Here is a 15,398-nt window from a genome sequence, read left to right as displayed (position 1 = left end):
ATGCGGCGCACCGGCGCGCGAGAGTGCCGGGCATCGCCGGACGGTGCGGCGCACCGGGTGCGGTGGCGCACCGATGCGGTGCGCTCCACGGTGGAGTCCATCGTCATCCGGCACACCGGAGTGGAGTCCACTCGGTGGAGCCCATCGGGTGGAGCCCACTGAGTGGAGCCCACTCGATGTCGTGCATCGCCACTGGATGCAGAACATCGTGAGCTCCACTCGGTAGACGATGCTCGGCATCGTCACCACAGCCAGGCGTTGGAGTGCCGCACCCGGGACAGGGCGCGGGCATCCCGGCGCGCGGCCGCGTTCCCGATCCGGCTCTGCCGGGAGCGGGGCCGTCGCGAGTTCGCCGCGGCGAGACGGCGCTTCCCTGCGTCCCGGAGCCGCTCCCGCTGCTTGCGCAGCTCCTTCTTCTGGTCCGCCTTCGACTTAAACTTCCGGGGCCTCTTCCAGACCGGCTGCCACCCCAGGTCCTCGTCGAGCTCGGGCTCCTGGTCCTCGTCGAGCGCGGCGGCCATCTCCGGGCGGGCCGCGCGGGCGCGGGCGAGTGCGTCGTCGGGGTTGGGTAGTTCTTCCGGGGTGCTCACGCGACTCCTCCTGAACTTCGGCCCGGGGTGTGCTGGACGCCGGGCTGCTGGGTGTGCGGCGACGGGGCCGTCGCCGGGGTGGGCTGCGGGCGAGGGCCGTGGGCGGCTTCGCGTGCCCGCCGGCTGTCCTGGAGCGTGGCGGCCAACTGCGCGGCGGCGGCTTCCAAGGTCTGGCGCGTTCGTTCCACCGTGTCGACGCCGGTCTCCGGCTCCAGGAGGCGGCCGTCCTTCGGGCCGTTGCGGAACGGCCGCGGGTGCGTCCTCGAGGCGGCGGGCACGGCGACAGTGCGTGGTCGGGTACGGGAGCCCAGGCGCTCCGCACGGCGCACCGCGTGGACCCGGGCGGCCAGGGCGTCGGCGGCGAGGCGGGCTCGCTCGTACAGCGGGGCGGTCCGCTTGCGGGTCAGCGGGCGCAGCACGGCCTGGTCCTCGGTGTCGCGCGGGTAGAGAGCGCGCAGGTCGGCGGTCATCATCCGCCGGCTCGCCGGGCGGGTGTAGTCGTCGACGACCGTCTGCACTATCTGTTCGTCCAGGCCGGGCTCGTGGGGTCGGCCGCGCAGGACGTAGGAGAGGTGGCGGCGGGCTTCGGCGAGCAGGTGGTGGCGTTTGAACGCGCCGCGCATCACGTACACCACGGCGACGACGTCGACGGCCGCCAGTGCTATGTCGACCACCGGCCGCACCCGCGTCCACACCGCCGCGGCCGCCGCCCGCGCCCGCTCGGCGAGCCGGTAGACGGTGCAGGCGCCGAATGCCCGGATCGCCGATTCCCGCCATCGCCTGCGGAGCTCGGTCAGCGACAGCAGCTCCGTGCGCTTCGGCGGGCGCGTCTGGTCGGCGGCCTGGCAGGCCAGCGCGTAGCCGGCCTTCTCCCCGGGCGGGTGCCCCTGCCGTTCCTCGTACTTGGCGGTGAGGACGGGGAGCGCGTCCTCGATCTGCTGGCGGCGGGTCGACTGCCAGCCAATGAGCCGCTGGTCGATGCCCGCGATCTCCATGACAGGCCGGCGGCCGGGCGTCACCTCGCGCGGCTCCCACGCCCACCCGAGCCGGGCGGACACCTCCTCCATGAACAGGAGGGTGTAGAGGGTGTCAGCGGCAACGATGTTGGCCATCAACGAGTCCGCCGACAGGTTGCCCCACTTCCCGTCGTGCGGCCGCCGGGCGCGGATCGACACGACCGCGTGCGAGTGAAGAAGTGGCCTCGATTCCGTGGCCCTGGACTCGTAGTGCCTAAAGACCGCGATGATCAGTCCGTCCTTGATCCGGGCCCGCTGCTTGCCGCCGGCCTTCGAGCGGATCTCCGCGACCGACTCCTCCAGCCACGCCAGGGTCTTGTCGCGGGCGATGTTGTCGCACAGCTCCAGCACCCGGCGGTGCTCGTCGTCCATCAGGGCCCACGCGATGTGTGCCGTCGGCGGGGGACGGAAAACCAGGTCGAAGGCCAGCCAGGGGGTGCGCTCCTTAGCCTTGTCGGTCTTCGGTGAGCGGTTGTGCTCGATGGGCCTGCCCAGCACGGTCGCCCGCCGGGCCTGCGCTGGGTTCTTGCCCTGCGCCAGGAGCTCGCGCTCGATCCGGTCGGCGTCCGGGTGCCGGCCCTCCCCTAGGAGGAGTTCGGCCTGCCGCTCGGTCACCACGTCCCCGGCCTTGAGACCGAGCGCGGCCAGGCCCCGGCCCTTCCACACACCAGCCGGGACACCGGCTTCGTCCTGGGCGGCGCGCAGCGACGTGCCCGCCCGGCGGTGGCCGTCGCCGACCATCACGCCACGGAAGAGGTAGCGCACCCCGTACCCCGGGCGAACTGGCGACATACTGATCATCGGCCCATGGAACCCCGGGCCTGACCTGCAAAGAAGCGCGATCCGGGGTCCGTCCCGCCGGGCGGGAGGCCATCACCAGATCTTTACTGGAACGCCCGTCAGGCGGGCCGTCCGGTCAGCCCGAGACGGTAAGCCACCGACGTGTGCACAGTCCGCCGCATGAAAACGAATCTTCTCCACGAAGACCCCTGCCCACTGTGCGGCCAGCCTCTCACGCTGCGCCCGCACGTCGTCGTCCGCTCGGCTGGCGTGCCATACCCCACACGGACCGACTACCTGCCCCACTGCACCCGCTGCACCAACGACCCGGTCATCGAGCAGAAGTGGAACGACCTGATGAACGACCGCGGCGGGAGCTGACGGCGGCCGTGCGAATACTGCGCACGGCACCACCACCGGCCCTGTGCGGCATGTGACCACAGAGCTGCTGCCGCCAAAAATCGCGGGACTTCCCCAATTGGGGAAGTCCCGCTCAACGGCAGGGGTCAGCCCTCCACCAGCTCTGCATCGACGATGCCGTCCTCGTCGACGGCGCCAGCATCGGCGTCGGCGTCGACCTTCACCTTGCTGAGGATTCGGCCGATGCGACGGATGGCGTCTTGCTGCCTCTGGGCATCCTCGCCGCTGCGAGCCTTACGTGCGGCCTTGTCCTCCGTGGCGTTCTCGACTGCCTGCCGCGCCGCTTCCAGCAGCTCTAGCGCAGCGTCCACCGGGTCCGAGGTCCGCCTAGGCGCCGCACCCTGCTCTCGCTTCGCTTCGACACGCTGCGTGGGCATCACCGCTTCGGGTGCGGTCATCCAGGCCGCGCTGACGGCCTGGCTACGCTCCGCCGGATCGGAGACCCCCTTGGCGGCCGCCACCGCCTTCTTCACTCGCTGCTGGACCTGGTTGGCTACAAGCCGGACCCCGCCTGCCTGGTGGGCCCAGTACAGCTCGGCATAGGCGCGCGCGGCCTCTTGGTCGCTGGTGCGCTCCGCGTACGGTTGCAACTTTCGCAGGTGACTGTCGGGCAAGGGCCGGCCCAGTTCCTTCTGCACGATCTGCGCCAGACGCCAAGTCTTCTGGAGACGATCGGCCTCGCTGGTCGAGAGGCCGTCGTGCTCCAGGGCCAGGTACTGCTCCCAAGTGCGAGTGCCGTCACCACGGTAGAGGCGGCGCCTTCGAACCACTTCCAGAGAGAAGCCCAGCATCCAGCGGGCTGTGCGGGCGTTGTCGACAGCTCGGTGAGCCTCGGCAAGGAGACGCTGCTCGTGCTCGTCAAGCGGGCCGTACGCGGTCTCCGGCGTAGCGTCCACGTCGGGCAGGGACAGTCCCCAGTGCTCCATCGTGAAGGGCTGAGCGCGCATCTGTGGAGGGTCAGCAGGCCGGTCATGCACAGCCACGCTCTCCGACGTGGAGCTCGCACTGCTGGCGGGAGGCTGCTGGGCTCCCTTGTCGGCCGCCGCTCGGAAGTCACGACGCTTAGGCACTCTTGATCAGCCCCCGCTCCTGCAGCTCGGTGATCAGCTCCCCAAACGGCCCCCGGGCCGCATGCTCCACCGGGAAGCCCGTGGCTTGCTTGATGTCGTCCAGGACCGGGATCTTCACCGTGAGCACGTTGTAGTCGGCATCAGCGAGCAGACCCCGGATCTCCTTCTCGCTCCGGACATTGGGGCGTACTCGGTTGAGGAGCACCCACATCGGCGGGGCCGTGCGTGAGGGCCTGTCGAACGCGGAGCGGCCGACCATCGTCTGAAGCGGGGTGGAAGTGCGCGGCTGATGGACACGCTGGTAGTCGGCCATCGACGGTTCCATGTGAACGAGGACCAGGTCGGCCACCTTGAGCACGCTGTCTGCGATGTGCGGGTGGTTCTCGGTGTGACCGACATCGACGATGTCGATCCCGGCTTCTCCGAGCGGCGTGTACTCCTCAGCGAACTTGGCGGAGGCGTTGTGCTTCACAGGGAAGGGGAAGTCCGCGAGCTCGGACCACTGAGTGAGGTGCTCAGACTCGTCCGCGTCCCACAGCTGCACGCGGTATCCAGCCTCGTGGAATGCGTGTCCCATCATGCCGGTGTCGGTCGTCTTACCCATGCTTCGTGGGCTGATGTTGGCGATGAGCACGGCGCGGCTCTCTCCTCGTGCAGTGGCTACGTTCCGCAAGATGCTGCCACGTCTCTCCCGACACGGTGACCGACACCACGTCACTAATCGCTACCCAGCATCACGGCGACCGCCAACTGGCACGTGGGGGACCGTCGTAGACGCTTCGAGCCTGAAACAAAAAAGGCCCGCGCCCCGCCACGATCCATCTGTGGCAGAGCACGGGCCTTTTCCGTGCGGTGGCTCGCGTCAGGCCGCCCAGCTCGCAGGCGCGCCTTCGTCAGGGTTGGGGATACCGGCCGCGGTCACCTCTGCGGCCGGGTGGCGCATGGTGGTGATCGGGACGGCACCGGGCTCGGTGGCCGGCGCCCACACCATGCGCCAGGTCTCATCCCACTCGCACCCGCAGCCGGCCTGATCAGGGTGCGGGTGTCGTAAGAACACACCGTACGTAAGGACGGCGCGCGGGATGCGGGGGATGAGCACCGCCGGGTCGTCGCCGGGGTAGAGGTGCAGGTTTCGCCAGCCGTGGATCCGGGACATGTACGCGGCGGCGGCCTCGATGACGTCTGCCCACCGCTGGTGCCCGAGGACGATGAACGCGACCGGGTAGAGGTGATCCTCGGTCGGGTCGTCGACCCCGGTGACGTACAGGCCGCGATGGGCGACGAAGCCGCTGTCCGCCGCATCGTCGGCGCACGGCGTCCAGAGCTGTTCGACGGGGTGCATGGTGCCGTCGTCGCCCTCGCTGGTCTCGATCTCGTACAGGGCCTTGGTGGTCACGCGTTCACCCCCGCGAGGGCGTCGGCCAGGAGCGCGGTGACGTCGGCCTCGTACGGGTCGGCGTAGCTCTCGTGGTCGCTGACGTGAAACGGGGCGTTCTTCGCGGTGACGGTGAAGCCGGGGATGACGGTGGCTGCCTTGCCCTCCAGCTCGGTGTTGAGGCGGTCGGCGTCGCGGGAGGCGAGCCAGGTCTGGGTGTAGGGCCCGAGGCGAAGCAGTGTGTAGCCGGTGCCGTCGCTGCGGCGGGCTTCGACGTGGACGCCGTAGTGGGCGGGGGCCATGCCGACGTCGTCGGGGAGGGGCAGGCCCGCTGCGGCGTGGGTGAGCATCGCGTAGGCCGGCTGCCAGGCTCCGAGGATCGCGGTCGTCTCGCAGCGCAGCCAGCCCTTGCCGGTGTAGCCGAGCTGGTGGCCGTGGAGGTAGGCCGCGGCGTGTGGGGTGTCGGGGTGGACCAGGGCGACGGCGATCTGGTCGGTGCCGTGGTCGTCGCCGGGTCGGGGTTGCGCGCGCTCGATGAACGGGCCGATCCGCACGGCGACGTCCTGGGTGCGGCCGGGTGTCCAGGGCTCCGGGTTGCGCACTGCGGTGAGCATCGCGCGGAACGCGTCGACGACGGCCTGGTCCTCGGGGGTCAGGGCGGTGCCGGGCACGGTGCCGCAGCGGCGGAACATACGAGGGGTCATCGGGCGCTCTCCTGCTCGGGGTGGGCGGTGCGGGTGCCAGCCGGCGTCTTGAGCACGCGCGGCAGGTGGGCGTGCAAGTGCTCGACTTCGACGTCGCGGCCGCGCTCCCGGAGAGTGCGGGCAAGGATTTCCGTGAGGCCGCATGCACGGTGCCGGCCTCCCGCACATCCGATTCCGATGCGGCGGGGGCCTGCGGGAAGGTCGGCGTAGTCGGCGAGGTTGGCGAGCAGCTCGCGGGCGCCGGGGGTGTTCAGGACGACGTTCTGGACGCGGGGGTGGAAGCCGTCTAGGTCGAGGATGCCGCGGGCGGCGGCCGGGTCGCGGAGCCGGTCGCGGACGTCCTCGATCCGGTCGGCGGCAGGCGGGACGGGGGAGCCGTCCGGGCCGGTGGGCAGGTGCAGGTAGCCGAAGGAGATCAGGCGGATCGGATGCACGAAGGGGTGCCCTTCTGCTCGGTGGTTGAGAGACGACGGAGCGCCGCGCCCGGCCGGTGAGGTCGGGGGGCGGCGCTCCGGGTTGGTGCTACTGCGGGATGGTTTCGGTGACCACGAGGAACTGGTCGCTGCCCAGGTCCATCACCACCTGTGCGTCCGTGCCCAGGGCGCGCTGGGCGGCCGCGTACTCTTCCGCCGGCCACGAGCCGCGGGGGGCTCCGGCGGGGAATCGCTCGAGGACGGTGCGGGTCGGCGTGGCGGCGGTGCCCATCAGGCGTCACCGCCGTTCACGCGCTCGTGGAGCTCGATCAGCGTGCCGATGGTGTCGGGGCTCTTCGCCTCGCCGACCCACTGCCCGAGGGCGGTGAAGACCGGCACGGCGTCGGTGTCGGGGTCGAACACCACGACGTAGTCGCCGTACCTGTCGAGGACCGTCTCCTGGAGGGCGCGGGCCGGTGCGGTGGCCAGGACCTCCAGGGCGTCGACGGTGAGCAGGGCAGGCTCCGCCGCGTTGTGGGGCTGGGTGAGGACGCCGGAGACGTGCAGCAGGTCGCCGGGCTGGATCTCGGTGAGCAGCTCGTGCACGATCCCGGGCTTGCTGGTGGTGCAGGACCAGATCACGTCGTCCACGACGTCGTCGGTGGGCGAGACGACCAGCTCGAACCGGGCGGTGTACGGCGCGTCGCCGGGTGTGGGGATGGTGTCGAGGTAGCCGTCGACGGTGAGGTGCTTGGTGTCCATCAGCTTGCCTCCGCCAGGGTGGTGGTGCGGTGGGCGGCGTCGTAGGCGTCCAGGACGGCCTTGGCCGGGTTTCCCGTGTCGGCGACCTGGTGGCCGTTGGCGCGCGCCCACGTCCGGATCTCGGCCAGCTGCTCCTTGCTGCGCTTGGTGCCGGTGGTCGGCGCGGGAGCATCGGCGGGTGCCGCGGGGCGGCCGCCGGCCTTCACCGTGCGCAGCGTCTCCTGCGCCTTCTCCAGTTCCGCCTTGAGCTTGGCGACGCGCTCTTCGGCCTCACGCTGGGCGTTGTCGGTCTCGCGGCGTGCGGTCAGCTCGTAGAGGTCGCTGCGGATCCGGGCGGCCTTGTTGCGGATCACGGCGGCCGGGTGGTTCTTCGCCCAGGAGAGCAGGTCCTCGATCCCGTCGCTGTCCACCGGGCTGTCGGACGCGGGGCCGGCCGTCTGCGGGGCGTCGGTGTCGGTGTCCGGGGTGGGGGCGTTCTGGTCGCTGTACTGGAGGGCTTCGGCCAGTTCGCTCTCCGACAGTCCGAGGGTCGCGCGGACGTGCTCGGGGCTGTCGCCGTTGTTCAGCATGGAGGCGGCGGTGGCGGTGAAGGCGTTGGCGGGCATCGGGTCTCCGGTCGTCGGGATGTCAGGGCTGGTGAGGTGCGGGAGCAGGGTCACGAGGTCGTCCTCGCCGCAGGGCAGTCCGAGCGCGCCCAGGAGGTCGGCGAGGTCGTCCTTGTCGCGGGCGTGGTGGGCGACCACCAGCGAGGCGGCGGCGCTCTGGCCGCTGCCGAGCGGGGTGAGTTCGAGGGCCTCCGCTTCGAGGGCCTCTTTCATGTCGGTGAACATGACCGGCCCTCCTACGCGGCCCTGGTGCGGGGCTTGCGCTGCGCGAGGTCCAGGAGCTCGCGGTTTCGCTTCCGCTGGGCATCGGTCAGCGGCCTGGCCTTCGCGCCGTGGCGGTGCCAGAGCGGGGACGCGGGCGGCTCGGGGTAGGCGAGGGCGTGGTCGACGTCGCGGTCGGGGCTGCTCATGAAGGTCCTCCAGGTGGAGGTCAGGAGTGGTCGCCTTGGCCCTTGGCCTTGGGCTTCGGCGTGAGGTCGGAGGCGAACCGCCCGCGGCGGGCCTCAACGGGGTTGGCGGTGATCCAGTCCTCAGCACAGGCCTTGTGCACGGGCTCCCCGGAGTGGGAGCGCAGGGGCGTAGGCCGGCCGCACAGCGTGCAGGCGAGGTCCTGCCAGCGGTCGAAGTGCTGGTTGTCGCGCCAGACGAGAAGCTCGCCGGGAGCCGGGATCAGGCCCGGCTCGAACGGCTGCTTCTCCTTCTTGCGTCGCGTGCTCACGGCCGGAAGGCGGGCAGTTGCTGGAACACCTGCGCCACCAGGTCCGGCTTCGGTTTCCAGGGCACGACCTGGCCGCGTGCGGGGACGGGCAGGGGCAGCTCCTGGACGTCCTCGAGCACCAGGTGCCAGGCGCCCGGGTGCGCCCACTCCGAGCAGGGCGGCGCTCCGTCGGGGTCCTGGTGGCAGTCGGTGATCCGGGCGATGCCGACCACCGCGCCCGTGACCAGCTGGCGGCCGCGGATCGTGCGGCCGATCAACGGGATGCGCAAGGCGGGCTGGTCGATGGTCTTACTCGTGTGCAGCAGCACCCAGCCGGTCCGCCACGGTGCGGGCCGGTTCTCCACCGTCTTGGCACCGGCAAGGATGCAGGCCGCGTACGGCTGCCGGATGCTGATGCCGCGGATCCAGTCACCCTCGGGCAGGGTTGCGAGGCTCATGCGGCACGCCCCCACAAGCCGGTGCCCGGACGTCCGGTCCGACGGCCGTTGATGGACGGCACGGTGGCGTGCGCAGCGGTGGCGAGGTGAGCGCGGCCAGAGTGCTTGCCGTCGTACAGAGCGGCGTCGGCCGCCCTCTGCAGGGCCGTCAGGTCGCGGGTGCCGATCGCGTCCGGCGTCGCGGCGCCGACCGAGGCAGCGACGTCGACGGTGCGGCCGTCGTCCAGGACGACCGGCGTGTGCAGCATCCGGACCAGCTGCGCCAGGCGCTGTTCGCGGCCGGTGGCGGGCAGCTCCAGGACGACTGCGAACTCATCGCCTCCGAGCCTGCCCACAGACGCGCGCGGGCCTGCCCACGCGCTGAGCCGGGCGCCGAAGGCCGTGAGGACGGCGTCGCCTGCCGGGTGGCCCATCGTGTCGTTCACGGCCTTGAAGTGGTCAGCGTCGACCATGACCAGGGCCGTGTCGTCGCCGTGGCGGGCCAGGAGCCGGCGGGCGCGGGCGGTGTAGGCGTCGCGGCGCAGCAGGCCGGTCAGAGGGTCGCGCTTCGTGGCGGCGAGCTGCTTGTGCAGCGTGACCGCGTGGACCGCCCAGCCGGTCAACGGCACGGCGGCGGTCGTCAGTAAGAGGGTGCGCTGGCCGATCCGGCCGTGAACGCGCAGGAGGGACGACATACTTGGGTTCTCCGTCTCGTCTCGTACGGGATGGATGAGCCCGGGACAGCCGTCACGCCGCCAAGCAGAGCGGCTGTCCCGGGGCAGAGCTACAGATCGAAGTTCACGCGCTGACCGCGTCCGCGTACTGCGCCTCCAGGTCGGCGCGGCCCTCGGGGTCGTCGGCCTGAAGGTCGTGGTCGTCGGCCTCCTGGTCGACGTCGTCGGCGCCGCCGTGGACGGTGCAGCGCACGTCCGGGTCGTTCATCAGCTCGCCGGTCAGTGCGCGCAAGAGATCGGTCACGTTGTAGACCGGCGCCCACGCCTGGCCCTCGCATTCGTCGTCGGCCGCGCAGCCCACCAGGACCTCGAACCCGACATCACCCGCGCCGTCGACGTCGTTGCGCTGGGCAAGGACGATGTGGTCCGCTCCGAGCCGGATCTCCGCGACGCGGTCGCCGCCGGCGAGGACCGAGGCGTCGCGCCAGCGCCACATCGGCAGGATCTCGGGGCCGAAGTAGCGGCGCACCAGGAGCAGGTCACCCAGGCCCTCGCCGCCGTCCCAGCCGAGCTCCGCGCGACGGGCGTCGCTGAGCCGCTGCAGCAGCGGCTGAAGGCGGTAGAGGTTCTCCGCGACAACGACGTGGTCGAAGCCCTCGCCGGGCAGGCCGGACCAGGCGTCGACCATGGCGGCGTGCTGCGCGAGGACGACCGGCTCGGGCACACGCCGGTTCGCGGGCCGGCCTTCCTGTCGTTCGACGCACACGGAGGCCGGGGTGGGCACGACCAGCGCGACCGTGGGCACGCCGTGGCGGCGGGCGGTCGCGATCAGGTTGGCCCGCACGGTCTGCTCGCAGTTCGTGGCGTCGACGACCGTCATCTTCCGGCGGGCGAGGCGGGCTTCCAGGACGGCCTGGAGCGCGAACACGGCGTCGTCTGTGGATTCCTGGCAGCCCGCATCGTCGCTGACCAGGGCCCTGAACCTGTCGAGCTCCAGGACCTGCGTGGCGGGCCAGGTGCTCGCCCACGTCGACTTGCCCGACCCTGCCGCGCCGATCAGGACGACCAGCGACGGGTCGGGGATGCTCGTGTCGACGGGCAGCGCGTTGTCCAGGCGGAAGGTCTTCATTCGGCTTCTCCCTGCGGGTCAAGAGCACGGGTGGCGTAGTAGGTCTGCAGACCGGCGTTGTCGGTGATGAGCGCGGCGGCCTCGTGCAGCGGGCAGGACATCTCGCCGTCGCGGTCCGGCTCGATCCGTCCGGCGGCCTGCGCGGCGACGGTGAGCAGCTGCGCGAGGGAGCCGAAGACGCCGTCCTGGCGGTGGTCCTCGTGGTGGAGCTCGCGCAGGACCTCCGCGAGCTCCTGGGCGCCGATCTCGCCGCGCAGTTCGTCCTCGATCTGCTGGAGGGCGAGCTGGACGATGCCGGCGGAGGCGCGGACGCGGTCGATACGCGTGCGGGGCGCGGGCCCCGGGGCCGCCGTCACAGCGCGGTGCCGGCGGCGGCCAGCGCGAGCAGAGCCAGAGCGGCGAGGCTGAGGTCGACCGCGCGGCGCAGGTGGACGAACTTGCGGACCGCGAGCGAGGACAGGACCCGGATGCGGGCAGCGCGGGGGTCGCCCTGCATGCAGTCGCGGATCGCGTCCTCGTCGAGCTGCGCCCAGTACGGGAAGGAGGCCCGGTCTGCACCGCTGAGCCGGGGCCGGACGACCAGGAGCAGCAGCACGGCGGCTACGCCCAGGGCGAGGACGGCCGCCGCGCCGAACACCTTGGTCGGCAGGGGCAGGTCCTTGTCGGTGACGGACGCGAGGCCCGCTAAGACGGCGCCGTTGAAGGCAAGCAGCAGGGACGACTTTCCGTCCGTCCTGCTGATCTCGTTGACGACCGAGGCGCAGGCGGCGTCCATGTTCTTGTCGATGCTGGGAGCGGTGACCGTGGAGGTCATGGGCGGTTGTTCTCCTTGTCGTCGCCGGGCGGGCCGCACGGCCCGCCCGGGGTGGTCAGAACGGTGGTTCGTCGGGGGTCGCGGGCAGTGGCAGGAGCCGGATGCGGAGCTCGCGCCGGTCGGACCAGCAGCCGCACGCCTCCATCTCCGGGTTCGCGCCGCCGACCCACCAGCCGCCCGCGCCCCGGCAGTCGGGGCAGGAGCGGCGAGGCCGGGGCGTCACCTCAATGCGGTGCCGGTCGGCGTGCAGCTGCCAGTGGCCGGCCTCGAGGACGGCGGCGGCCGCGATGACGGTGACGGGCACGGCGGCCGCGACCAGCAAGGCGATTCGGGCGCGCACGACGTCAGGGCCGGTCGAAGGGCTGGACGGTGAAGCGGGTGCCCTGCCCGGAGCTGGCGGGCGTCGCGGCGAGGAAGCCGGGGTCAGCCTGCGCGATGGTGCTCAGCACCGCCTTGATCCAGTCGGTGGGGCGCTGGAGGTCGACGCGGAGCCCGGTGAAGTCGGAGAGGCGCACCTGGTGCGGAGCCGTGCCGTAGCGGCGGGCCCACAGCCGGGTGCGGATCATCTTCGCGGCCTCGGTGTCGTCAGGCCGGGCGGGAATGCCGCGCGGCACCGCCCGGCAGACCGTGGCGTGCGCGTTGGCGGCCTGGGCGGCCTCCAGCTCCGTCATCACGTTGCCGGAGGCGTTACGGTCCGCGCGGTAGATGCAGCCCAGGCAGGCGGCGGCGTAGCGCCGGGTGCCCCGGTCGGTGTCAGCGGTGTAGACGAGGACGGTCGCGCCCTCCAACGCCCGATAGCGCTGGGAGACGAGCGTGCCCTCCGGCGTCCAGGTCTCGGGCGCGGCGGGGGCGGGGCGGGTGAACAGAGCCACGGTGACTCTCCTTCGAGAGGGTCGTTGATCAGGCGGCGAGCCGGTGGATGACCGGGGCCGTGGAACCGAGGTAGGTGTCGGGACTGGGCTCGAAGCCTCGGGCGCAGGGGTCGCAGCGGCCCTGGGTGCGCAGCGGGAGACAGAACCAGTACCGGCGCCCGCATTCCGGGCAGGTGGATCTTGCGGCCATCGCCCGGTCCAGGGCCCATTCCTGAGCGAGCGTCGGAACACGCTTGGGCTTCGCCAGGTCGATACGGAGCAGGAAGCCCCGGGTGGGGTGAATGCACGACCACTGCGGCCGGTACGAGCACCACTTGCAGCGCAAGATCGCGACCGGGCCGTCGTTGCCTCCCGGACTGAGGCCCATGTCCCTTAACTGGCGCCTGGTGACCAGGCCCTCGGGAACAGCGCCGCGATCAAACTCCGGCAGGAGTGCGTCGCTGCGCGGCACCCGCTTCACCTCGCGGGGAGGCCGCTTCTTCCGGGGGCGCGTCATCACCTGCTCCAGGCACCGGGCAACCGGTCGGGGCGGTGCGGGTAGCGGGGGCCGGGACGCTGCGGGCGGGGCCGGCCGATCCGGCGGCGCGGGCGGGGAATGAGCACGAGTAGTTCCTCCAGTCGTCGGTGGACAGCGCTGTGCCCCGCCGACGTCGTGCTGGTGTCGGCGGGGCACAGCGGGTGGTGCGGCTGGGTTATGCGGCGAGGCCGTGGGCCGTGCGCGTGGGGTGCTCTCCGGGCGTGGCGGGCGCGGGCGTGGTGTGGCCCGGCCGGGGCTGGTCCGGCTGCTGGGCAGGGGCGCCGTGCAGGTGGGTGCCGACCAGGTAACCGATCAGCAGCCCGGTGACGCCCAGGACCTTGTGGCGGTTGGCCTTCCACCAGGTCGGTGCCGGGGGTTCGGTGAGCACACCTATGACAGCCGGGGCTTTCGCAGCCAAGACGGGGTCTCCTTCTCGCTCGGAACGGGGTGGTGGTGCGTGCGGCCAGGCGGCCTGTCCGGTCCTCGCCCATCCCGCGAGGCGGGGCGGGCGAGGACCAGGCGGGGCGTCAGGTCAGCGCTGGAGCGGGTGGATGTGGTCGGGTTCGTCGCCGAAGTCGTCGCCCGCCGGGGTGGGGGCAGGAAGCCAGGCGTGGAGGTGGAGCGTGGGGCTGAACTGGGGCTGGAACTGCGGCGGGTGGTTGTGGACGATGGGCCGCAGGGTCAGGCCGCGCAGGGCGAACATGCTGGCCAGCGCCCACATGAGGGCGGCGAGCCCGGTAGCGGCGGCGCGGCCCCCGGCCGGGGCGGCGGACCAGATCATCGAGAGGCTGCCGATCCCGAACAGCAGCCAGGCGATGCGAGCTCCGGCGTTGCCGAAGAACCCGCCGACCAGACCGAGCAGGCCGGTCAGCTGCCAGAACGCGTACAGGGCGCCGGGGGCGACGGCGAGGTGGGCGGCCTGGTCGGCGAGGAACACCCGGATCGGGTGGTCGACCGTGCCCCACAGTCCGCTGCCGTCACCGGCGCTCGAGGCCGGGATGACGGACAGGCCCTTGAGGGCGGCGCTTGCGATGTCGCCGGCGGCGTCAACCATCATGACGATGAGGCTGATCCCGGCGAGCAGTCCGGCCGTCTTGATCCAGACGGCGATCTCATGCCACCCGGCGTGCCGGGCCTGGAACAGTTCCTCCCACCGCTGGTAGAGGAAGCCGCCTTCCTCCCAGGACTCCCGCCACGCGGTGCGCAGCCGGGCGAAGCGCTTCGTACGGGGCCAGTCCTTCACGTCGGGCGGCGGGGGAGTCTGGCCGAGCAGGTCGAGAAAGCTCGGGTTGGGCTGGCCGTTGACGGGCTTGTCATTGGACTGCATGGCGGGGCGTCTCCTCGCTGGGCGGGTGTGGTGGGCGGTGGTGCGCAGGCCGGACGGCCTGGCCCGCACCCGACCGCGTGGGTTCGGGTGCGAGGCAGGTGGTCCGGAGGGTTGGGGGTCAGAGGCCGCGGGCGTCGGCGAGGCCGGCGGCCTGGTCGAGCATTCGCATCGGGACGCGCCCGTTCCCCCAGGCGTCGTTGAAGCCCGGTACAGAGTCGACGTCGCCGAACTTGCGGCGGATCGCGTCCAGGAGCACGGCGGCGGCGCTGGCTTCCAGGCCGCTGTCGCCGCGGGCTTCGATCCGGATGGCTCCGAGCATGCAGCGGGCGCCGTCCTCGTCGACCAGGACGTCCTTGCACCAGCCGCCGGTGAGCAGGCGGTGGTGGGCACGCTGCAGAACGGCGGCGACCGGCGTCGGGTACAGCTCCGGCAACGGGGCGGGACCGGTGTCGACGGGGCCGGTGACGACGTCGGCCAGGTCCACGGGCTCGGTGGCGATGTGTGCGGTGTTGACCTCGTAGGCGACGGCCGCTTCGTCCAGGCGCGCGGTCATCGCCGCGTTCACGAGAGCGAGGCGTTCCTCGAGGGTCAGTTCCACCGGCGGCGCGGCCTGGGTGGTCGGGGCGGGGTGGTCTATGGCGGGGGAGAGCGAGGTGTGGGACATCGGGGCTCCAGGCAGGGGACGCCGAAGGGCGCCGCCGGGATCGTTCTCCGGCGGCGCCCTTCGGCGTCGTGCAGCGGGGGAGGGGAGCGGGAGCTAGTCGTCGGGGGTGTAGTTCAGCGCGCCGCAGTTCCAGCAGTCCCATTCGTCAGGGACTTCGACCAGGTCGCAGCAGTCGCACCCCACGCCGTGCACCACGCAGTCTTCGTCGCAGCGCCAGCAGGTGTAGTGCAGGTGTGCCATGCCCTTGTCCTTCCCCGGGTCTGTGATGGGGCCCGACAAGAGCATGCGTCAGATACCGGCGTTCTACTGCTGCGTTGACGAAAACTGGCGATCAGAGGCTGGAGAGCAGCCCGGCTACCGAGGCGATACCGGTGTTGATGGTCGGGGCCAGGCCGGTCGCGGCGAGGGTGAAGCCGAACAGGGTGCAGGCCACCGCGGAGCCGACGCGGACGTATCCGCCCTTGACCAGGACGGCGACGATGATGCCCAGCAGCACGGCGGCGGAGATGGACAGGGCCACGGTGATGGTGCT

26 protein-coding genes are annotated in these 15,398 nt (G+C 71.7%); 1 reads left to right on the top strand and 25 read right to left on the bottom strand.

Annotated features, from left to right (window positions below; all coding sequences use genetic code 11):
• Positions 1-242 precede the first annotated feature (242 nt).
• Together QQS16_RS43290 and mobF are read right to left on the bottom strand one after the other, a co-directional pair.
• A complete protein-coding gene (locus tag QQS16_RS43290; protein WP_286068246.1) occupies positions 243-590 on the bottom strand; it encodes a hypothetical protein in 348 nt (115 codons plus the stop codon).
• Entirely contained in the window at positions 587-2,407 is a 1,821-nt protein-coding gene (mobF, locus tag QQS16_RS43285; RefSeq protein WP_286068245.1) for a MobF family relaxase, read from the bottom strand. Before mobF ends, QQS16_RS43290 begins: the two co-directional genes overlap by 4 nt.
• Positions 2,408-2,566: 159 nt before the next feature.
• Between mobF and QQS16_RS43280 the strand changes: the two genes are divergently transcribed.
• A complete protein-coding gene (locus QQS16_RS43280; RefSeq protein WP_286068244.1) occupies positions 2,567-2,767 on the top strand; it encodes a hypothetical protein in 201 nt (66 codons plus the stop codon).
• A gap of 125 nt (positions 2,768-2,892) precedes the next feature.
• On the opposite strand, the gene QQS16_RS43275 is transcribed toward QQS16_RS43280, so the two are convergent.
• From QQS16_RS43275 to QQS16_RS43165, 23 genes are all read right to left on the bottom strand, one after another.
• Positions 2,893-3,753 carry a hypothetical protein gene (locus QQS16_RS43275; RefSeq protein ID WP_286068243.1) on the bottom strand — a complete coding sequence of 287 codons (861 nt, stop codon included), beginning with the start codon at positions 3,751-3,753 and terminating at the stop codon, positions 2,893-2,895.
• A 115-nt stretch (positions 3,754-3,868) separates the two neighbouring features.
• Positions 3,869-4,510: a ParA family partition ATPase gene (locus QQS16_RS43270; RefSeq protein WP_286068241.1), complete on the bottom strand. Its 642-nt coding sequence runs from the start codon at positions 4,508-4,510 to the stop codon at positions 3,869-3,871.
• A 228-nt stretch (positions 4,511-4,738) separates the two neighbouring features.
• The gene (locus QQS16_RS43265) at positions 4,739-5,272 is read right to left on the bottom strand and encodes a hypothetical protein (RefSeq protein WP_286068240.1); all 534 of its coding nucleotides are present in this window, start codon (positions 5,270-5,272) and stop codon (positions 4,739-4,741) included.
• Positions 5,269-5,955: a hypothetical protein gene (locus QQS16_RS43260; protein ID WP_286068239.1), complete on the bottom strand. Its 687-nt coding sequence runs from the start codon at positions 5,953-5,955 to the stop codon at positions 5,269-5,271. The genes QQS16_RS43265 and QQS16_RS43260 overlap by 4 nt, the downstream gene beginning before the upstream one ends.
• A complete protein-coding gene (locus QQS16_RS43255) occupies positions 5,952-6,389 on the bottom strand; it encodes a RapZ C-terminal domain-containing protein (protein ID WP_286068238.1) in 438 nt (145 codons plus the stop codon). The genes QQS16_RS43260 and QQS16_RS43255 overlap by 4 nt, the downstream gene beginning before the upstream one ends.
• A gap of 88 nt (positions 6,390-6,477) precedes the next feature.
• Positions 6,478-6,660, bottom strand: a complete 183-nt coding sequence (locus tag QQS16_RS43250) for a DUF8839 family protein (RefSeq protein ID WP_286068236.1) — start codon at positions 6,658-6,660, stop codon at positions 6,478-6,480.
• Positions 6,660-7,130 carry a hypothetical protein gene (locus QQS16_RS43245; protein WP_286068235.1) on the bottom strand — a complete coding sequence of 157 codons (471 nt, stop codon included), beginning with the start codon at positions 7,128-7,130 and terminating at the stop codon, positions 6,660-6,662. The genes QQS16_RS43250 and QQS16_RS43245 overlap by 1 nt, the downstream gene beginning before the upstream one ends.
• Positions 7,130-7,960: an Lsr2 family DNA-binding protein gene (locus QQS16_RS43240; RefSeq protein ID WP_286068234.1), complete on the bottom strand. Its 831-nt coding sequence runs from the start codon at positions 7,958-7,960 to the stop codon at positions 7,130-7,132. The genes QQS16_RS43245 and QQS16_RS43240 overlap by 1 nt, the downstream gene beginning before the upstream one ends.
• An 11-nt stretch (positions 7,961-7,971) precedes the next feature.
• Positions 7,972-8,145, bottom strand: a complete 174-nt coding sequence (locus QQS16_RS43235; RefSeq protein WP_286068233.1) for a hypothetical protein — start codon at positions 8,143-8,145, stop codon at positions 7,972-7,974.
• 20 nt (positions 8,146-8,165) lie between these two features.
• Positions 8,166-8,453 carry a hypothetical protein gene (locus tag QQS16_RS43230; RefSeq protein WP_286068232.1) on the bottom strand — a complete coding sequence of 96 codons (288 nt, stop codon included), beginning with the start codon at positions 8,451-8,453 and terminating at the stop codon, positions 8,166-8,168.
• The gene (locus QQS16_RS43225; RefSeq protein ID WP_286068231.1) at positions 8,450-8,890 is read right to left on the bottom strand and encodes an ASCH domain-containing protein; all 441 of its coding nucleotides are present in this window, start codon (positions 8,888-8,890) and stop codon (positions 8,450-8,452) included. The genes QQS16_RS43230 and QQS16_RS43225 overlap by 4 nt, the downstream gene beginning before the upstream one ends.
• On the bottom strand, positions 8,887-9,564 hold the full coding sequence (locus QQS16_RS43220; RefSeq protein WP_286068230.1) for a GGDEF domain-containing protein: 678 nt from the start codon (positions 9,562-9,564) through the stop codon (positions 8,887-8,889). Before QQS16_RS43220 ends, QQS16_RS43225 begins: the two co-directional genes overlap by 4 nt.
• A gap of 103 nt (positions 9,565-9,667) precedes the next feature.
• A complete protein-coding gene (locus tag QQS16_RS43215) occupies positions 9,668-10,672 on the bottom strand; it encodes an ATP-binding protein (RefSeq protein WP_286068229.1) in 1,005 nt (334 codons plus the stop codon).
• Positions 10,669-11,028 (bottom strand): hypothetical protein, encoded by a 360-nt coding sequence (locus QQS16_RS43210; protein WP_286068227.1) that lies wholly within the window; start codon positions 11,026-11,028, stop codon positions 10,669-10,671. The genes QQS16_RS43215 and QQS16_RS43210 overlap by 4 nt, the downstream gene beginning before the upstream one ends.
• A complete protein-coding gene (locus tag QQS16_RS43205) occupies positions 11,025-11,486 on the bottom strand; it encodes a Pycsar system effector family protein (protein WP_286068225.1) in 462 nt (153 codons plus the stop codon). Before QQS16_RS43205 ends, QQS16_RS43210 begins: the two co-directional genes overlap by 4 nt.
• 55 nt (positions 11,487-11,541) lie before the next feature.
• Positions 11,542-11,826: a hypothetical protein gene (locus QQS16_RS43200; protein WP_502964005.1), complete on the bottom strand. Its 285-nt coding sequence runs from the start codon at positions 11,824-11,826 to the stop codon at positions 11,542-11,544.
• Between the two features lie 4 nt (positions 11,827-11,830).
• The gene (locus QQS16_RS43195) at positions 11,831-12,358 is read right to left on the bottom strand and encodes a hypothetical protein (RefSeq protein ID WP_286068223.1); all 528 of its coding nucleotides are present in this window, start codon (positions 12,356-12,358) and stop codon (positions 11,831-11,833) included.
• Between the two features lie 28 nt (positions 12,359-12,386).
• A complete protein-coding gene (locus tag QQS16_RS43190; protein WP_286068221.1) occupies positions 12,387-12,854 on the bottom strand; it encodes an RRQRL motif-containing zinc-binding protein in 468 nt (155 codons plus the stop codon).
• Positions 12,855-13,050: 196 nt separating this feature from the next.
• Complete coding sequence (locus tag QQS16_RS43185) at positions 13,051-13,293, bottom strand: hypothetical protein (RefSeq protein ID WP_286068219.1); 243 nt, start codon at positions 13,291-13,293, stop codon at positions 13,051-13,053.
• A 114-nt stretch (positions 13,294-13,407) separates the two neighbouring features.
• Positions 13,408-14,202 (bottom strand): hypothetical protein, encoded by a 795-nt coding sequence (locus QQS16_RS43180; RefSeq protein WP_286068217.1) that lies wholly within the window; start codon positions 14,200-14,202, stop codon positions 13,408-13,410.
• A gap of 118 nt (positions 14,203-14,320) precedes the next feature.
• The gene (locus tag QQS16_RS43175) at positions 14,321-14,866 is read right to left on the bottom strand and encodes a DUF6197 family protein (RefSeq protein ID WP_286068216.1); all 546 of its coding nucleotides are present in this window, start codon (positions 14,864-14,866) and stop codon (positions 14,321-14,323) included.
• 93 nt (positions 14,867-14,959) lie between these two features.
• Positions 14,960-15,106, bottom strand: coding sequence for a hypothetical protein (locus QQS16_RS43170; protein ID WP_286068215.1), 147 nt, complete (start codon positions 15,104-15,106; stop codon positions 14,960-14,962).
• A 91-nt stretch (positions 15,107-15,197) separates the two neighbouring features.
• A complete protein-coding gene (locus QQS16_RS43165) occupies positions 15,198-15,386 on the bottom strand; it encodes a hypothetical protein (RefSeq protein WP_286068214.1) in 189 nt (62 codons plus the stop codon).
• Between the last annotated feature and the right edge of the window lie 12 nt (positions 15,387-15,398).

It is taken from the genome of Streptomyces sp. ALI-76-A, from assembly GCF_030287445.1.
Lineage (GTDB): Bacteria > Actinomycetota > Actinomycetes > Streptomycetales > Streptomycetaceae > Streptomyces.
The sequence above is the reverse complement of the archived record's forward strand: the minus strand, read 5'-3'. Positions and strand labels throughout refer to the sequence as shown.

Excerpts from the sequence above, each read along its gene's own strand:
- QQS16_RS43250 (WP_286068236.1), bottom strand. The coding sequence starts at position 6,660 with ATGGGCACCGCCGCCACGCCGACCCGCACCGTCCTCGAGCGATTCCCC.
- QQS16_RS43235 (WP_286068233.1), bottom strand. The coding sequence starts at position 8,145 with ATGAGCAGCCCCGACCGCGACGTCGACCACGCCCTCGCCTACCCCGAG.
- QQS16_RS43220 (WP_286068230.1), bottom strand. The coding sequence starts at position 9,564 with ATGTCGTCCCTCCTGCGCGTTCACGGCCGGATCGGCCAGCGCACCCTC.
- QQS16_RS43275 (WP_286068243.1), bottom strand. The coding sequence starts at position 3,753 with ATGCGCGCTCAGCCCTTCACGATGGAGCACTGGGGACTGTCCCTGCCC.
- QQS16_RS43225 (WP_286068231.1), bottom strand. The coding sequence starts at position 8,890 with ATGAGCCTCGCAACCCTGCCCGAGGGTGACTGGATCCGCGGCATCAGC.
- QQS16_RS43175 (WP_286068216.1), bottom strand. The coding sequence starts at position 14,866 with ATGTCCCACACCTCGCTCTCCCCCGCCATAGACCACCCCGCCCCGACC.
- QQS16_RS43260 (WP_286068239.1), bottom strand. The coding sequence starts at position 5,955 with ATGACCCCTCGTATGTTCCGCCGCTGCGGCACCGTGCCCGGCACCGCC.
- QQS16_RS43215 (WP_286068229.1), bottom strand. The coding sequence starts at position 10,672 with ATGAAGACCTTCCGCCTGGACAACGCGCTGCCCGTCGACACGAGCATC.
- QQS16_RS43280 (WP_286068244.1), top strand. The coding sequence starts at position 2,567 with ATGAAAACGAATCTTCTCCACGAAGACCCCTGCCCACTGTGCGGCCAG.
- QQS16_RS43190 (WP_286068221.1), bottom strand. The coding sequence starts at position 12,854 with ATGACGCGCCCCCGGAAGAAGCGGCCTCCCCGCGAGGTGAAGCGGGTG.
- QQS16_RS43205 (WP_286068225.1), bottom strand. The coding sequence starts at position 11,486 with ATGACCTCCACGGTCACCGCTCCCAGCATCGACAAGAACATGGACGCC.
- mobF (WP_286068245.1), bottom strand. The coding sequence starts at position 2,407 with ATGATCAGTATGTCGCCAGTTCGCCCGGGGTACGGGGTGCGCTACCTC.
- QQS16_RS43170 (WP_286068215.1), bottom strand. The coding sequence starts at position 15,106 with ATGGCACACCTGCACTACACCTGCTGGCGCTGCGACGAAGACTGCGTG.
- QQS16_RS43240 (WP_286068234.1), bottom strand. The coding sequence starts at position 7,960 with ATGTTCACCGACATGAAAGAGGCCCTCGAAGCGGAGGCCCTCGAACTC.
- QQS16_RS43180 (WP_286068217.1), bottom strand. The coding sequence starts at position 14,202 with ATGCAGTCCAATGACAAGCCCGTCAACGGCCAGCCCAACCCGAGCTTT.
- QQS16_RS43245 (WP_286068235.1), bottom strand. The coding sequence starts at position 7,130 with ATGGACACCAAGCACCTCACCGTCGACGGCTACCTCGACACCATCCCC.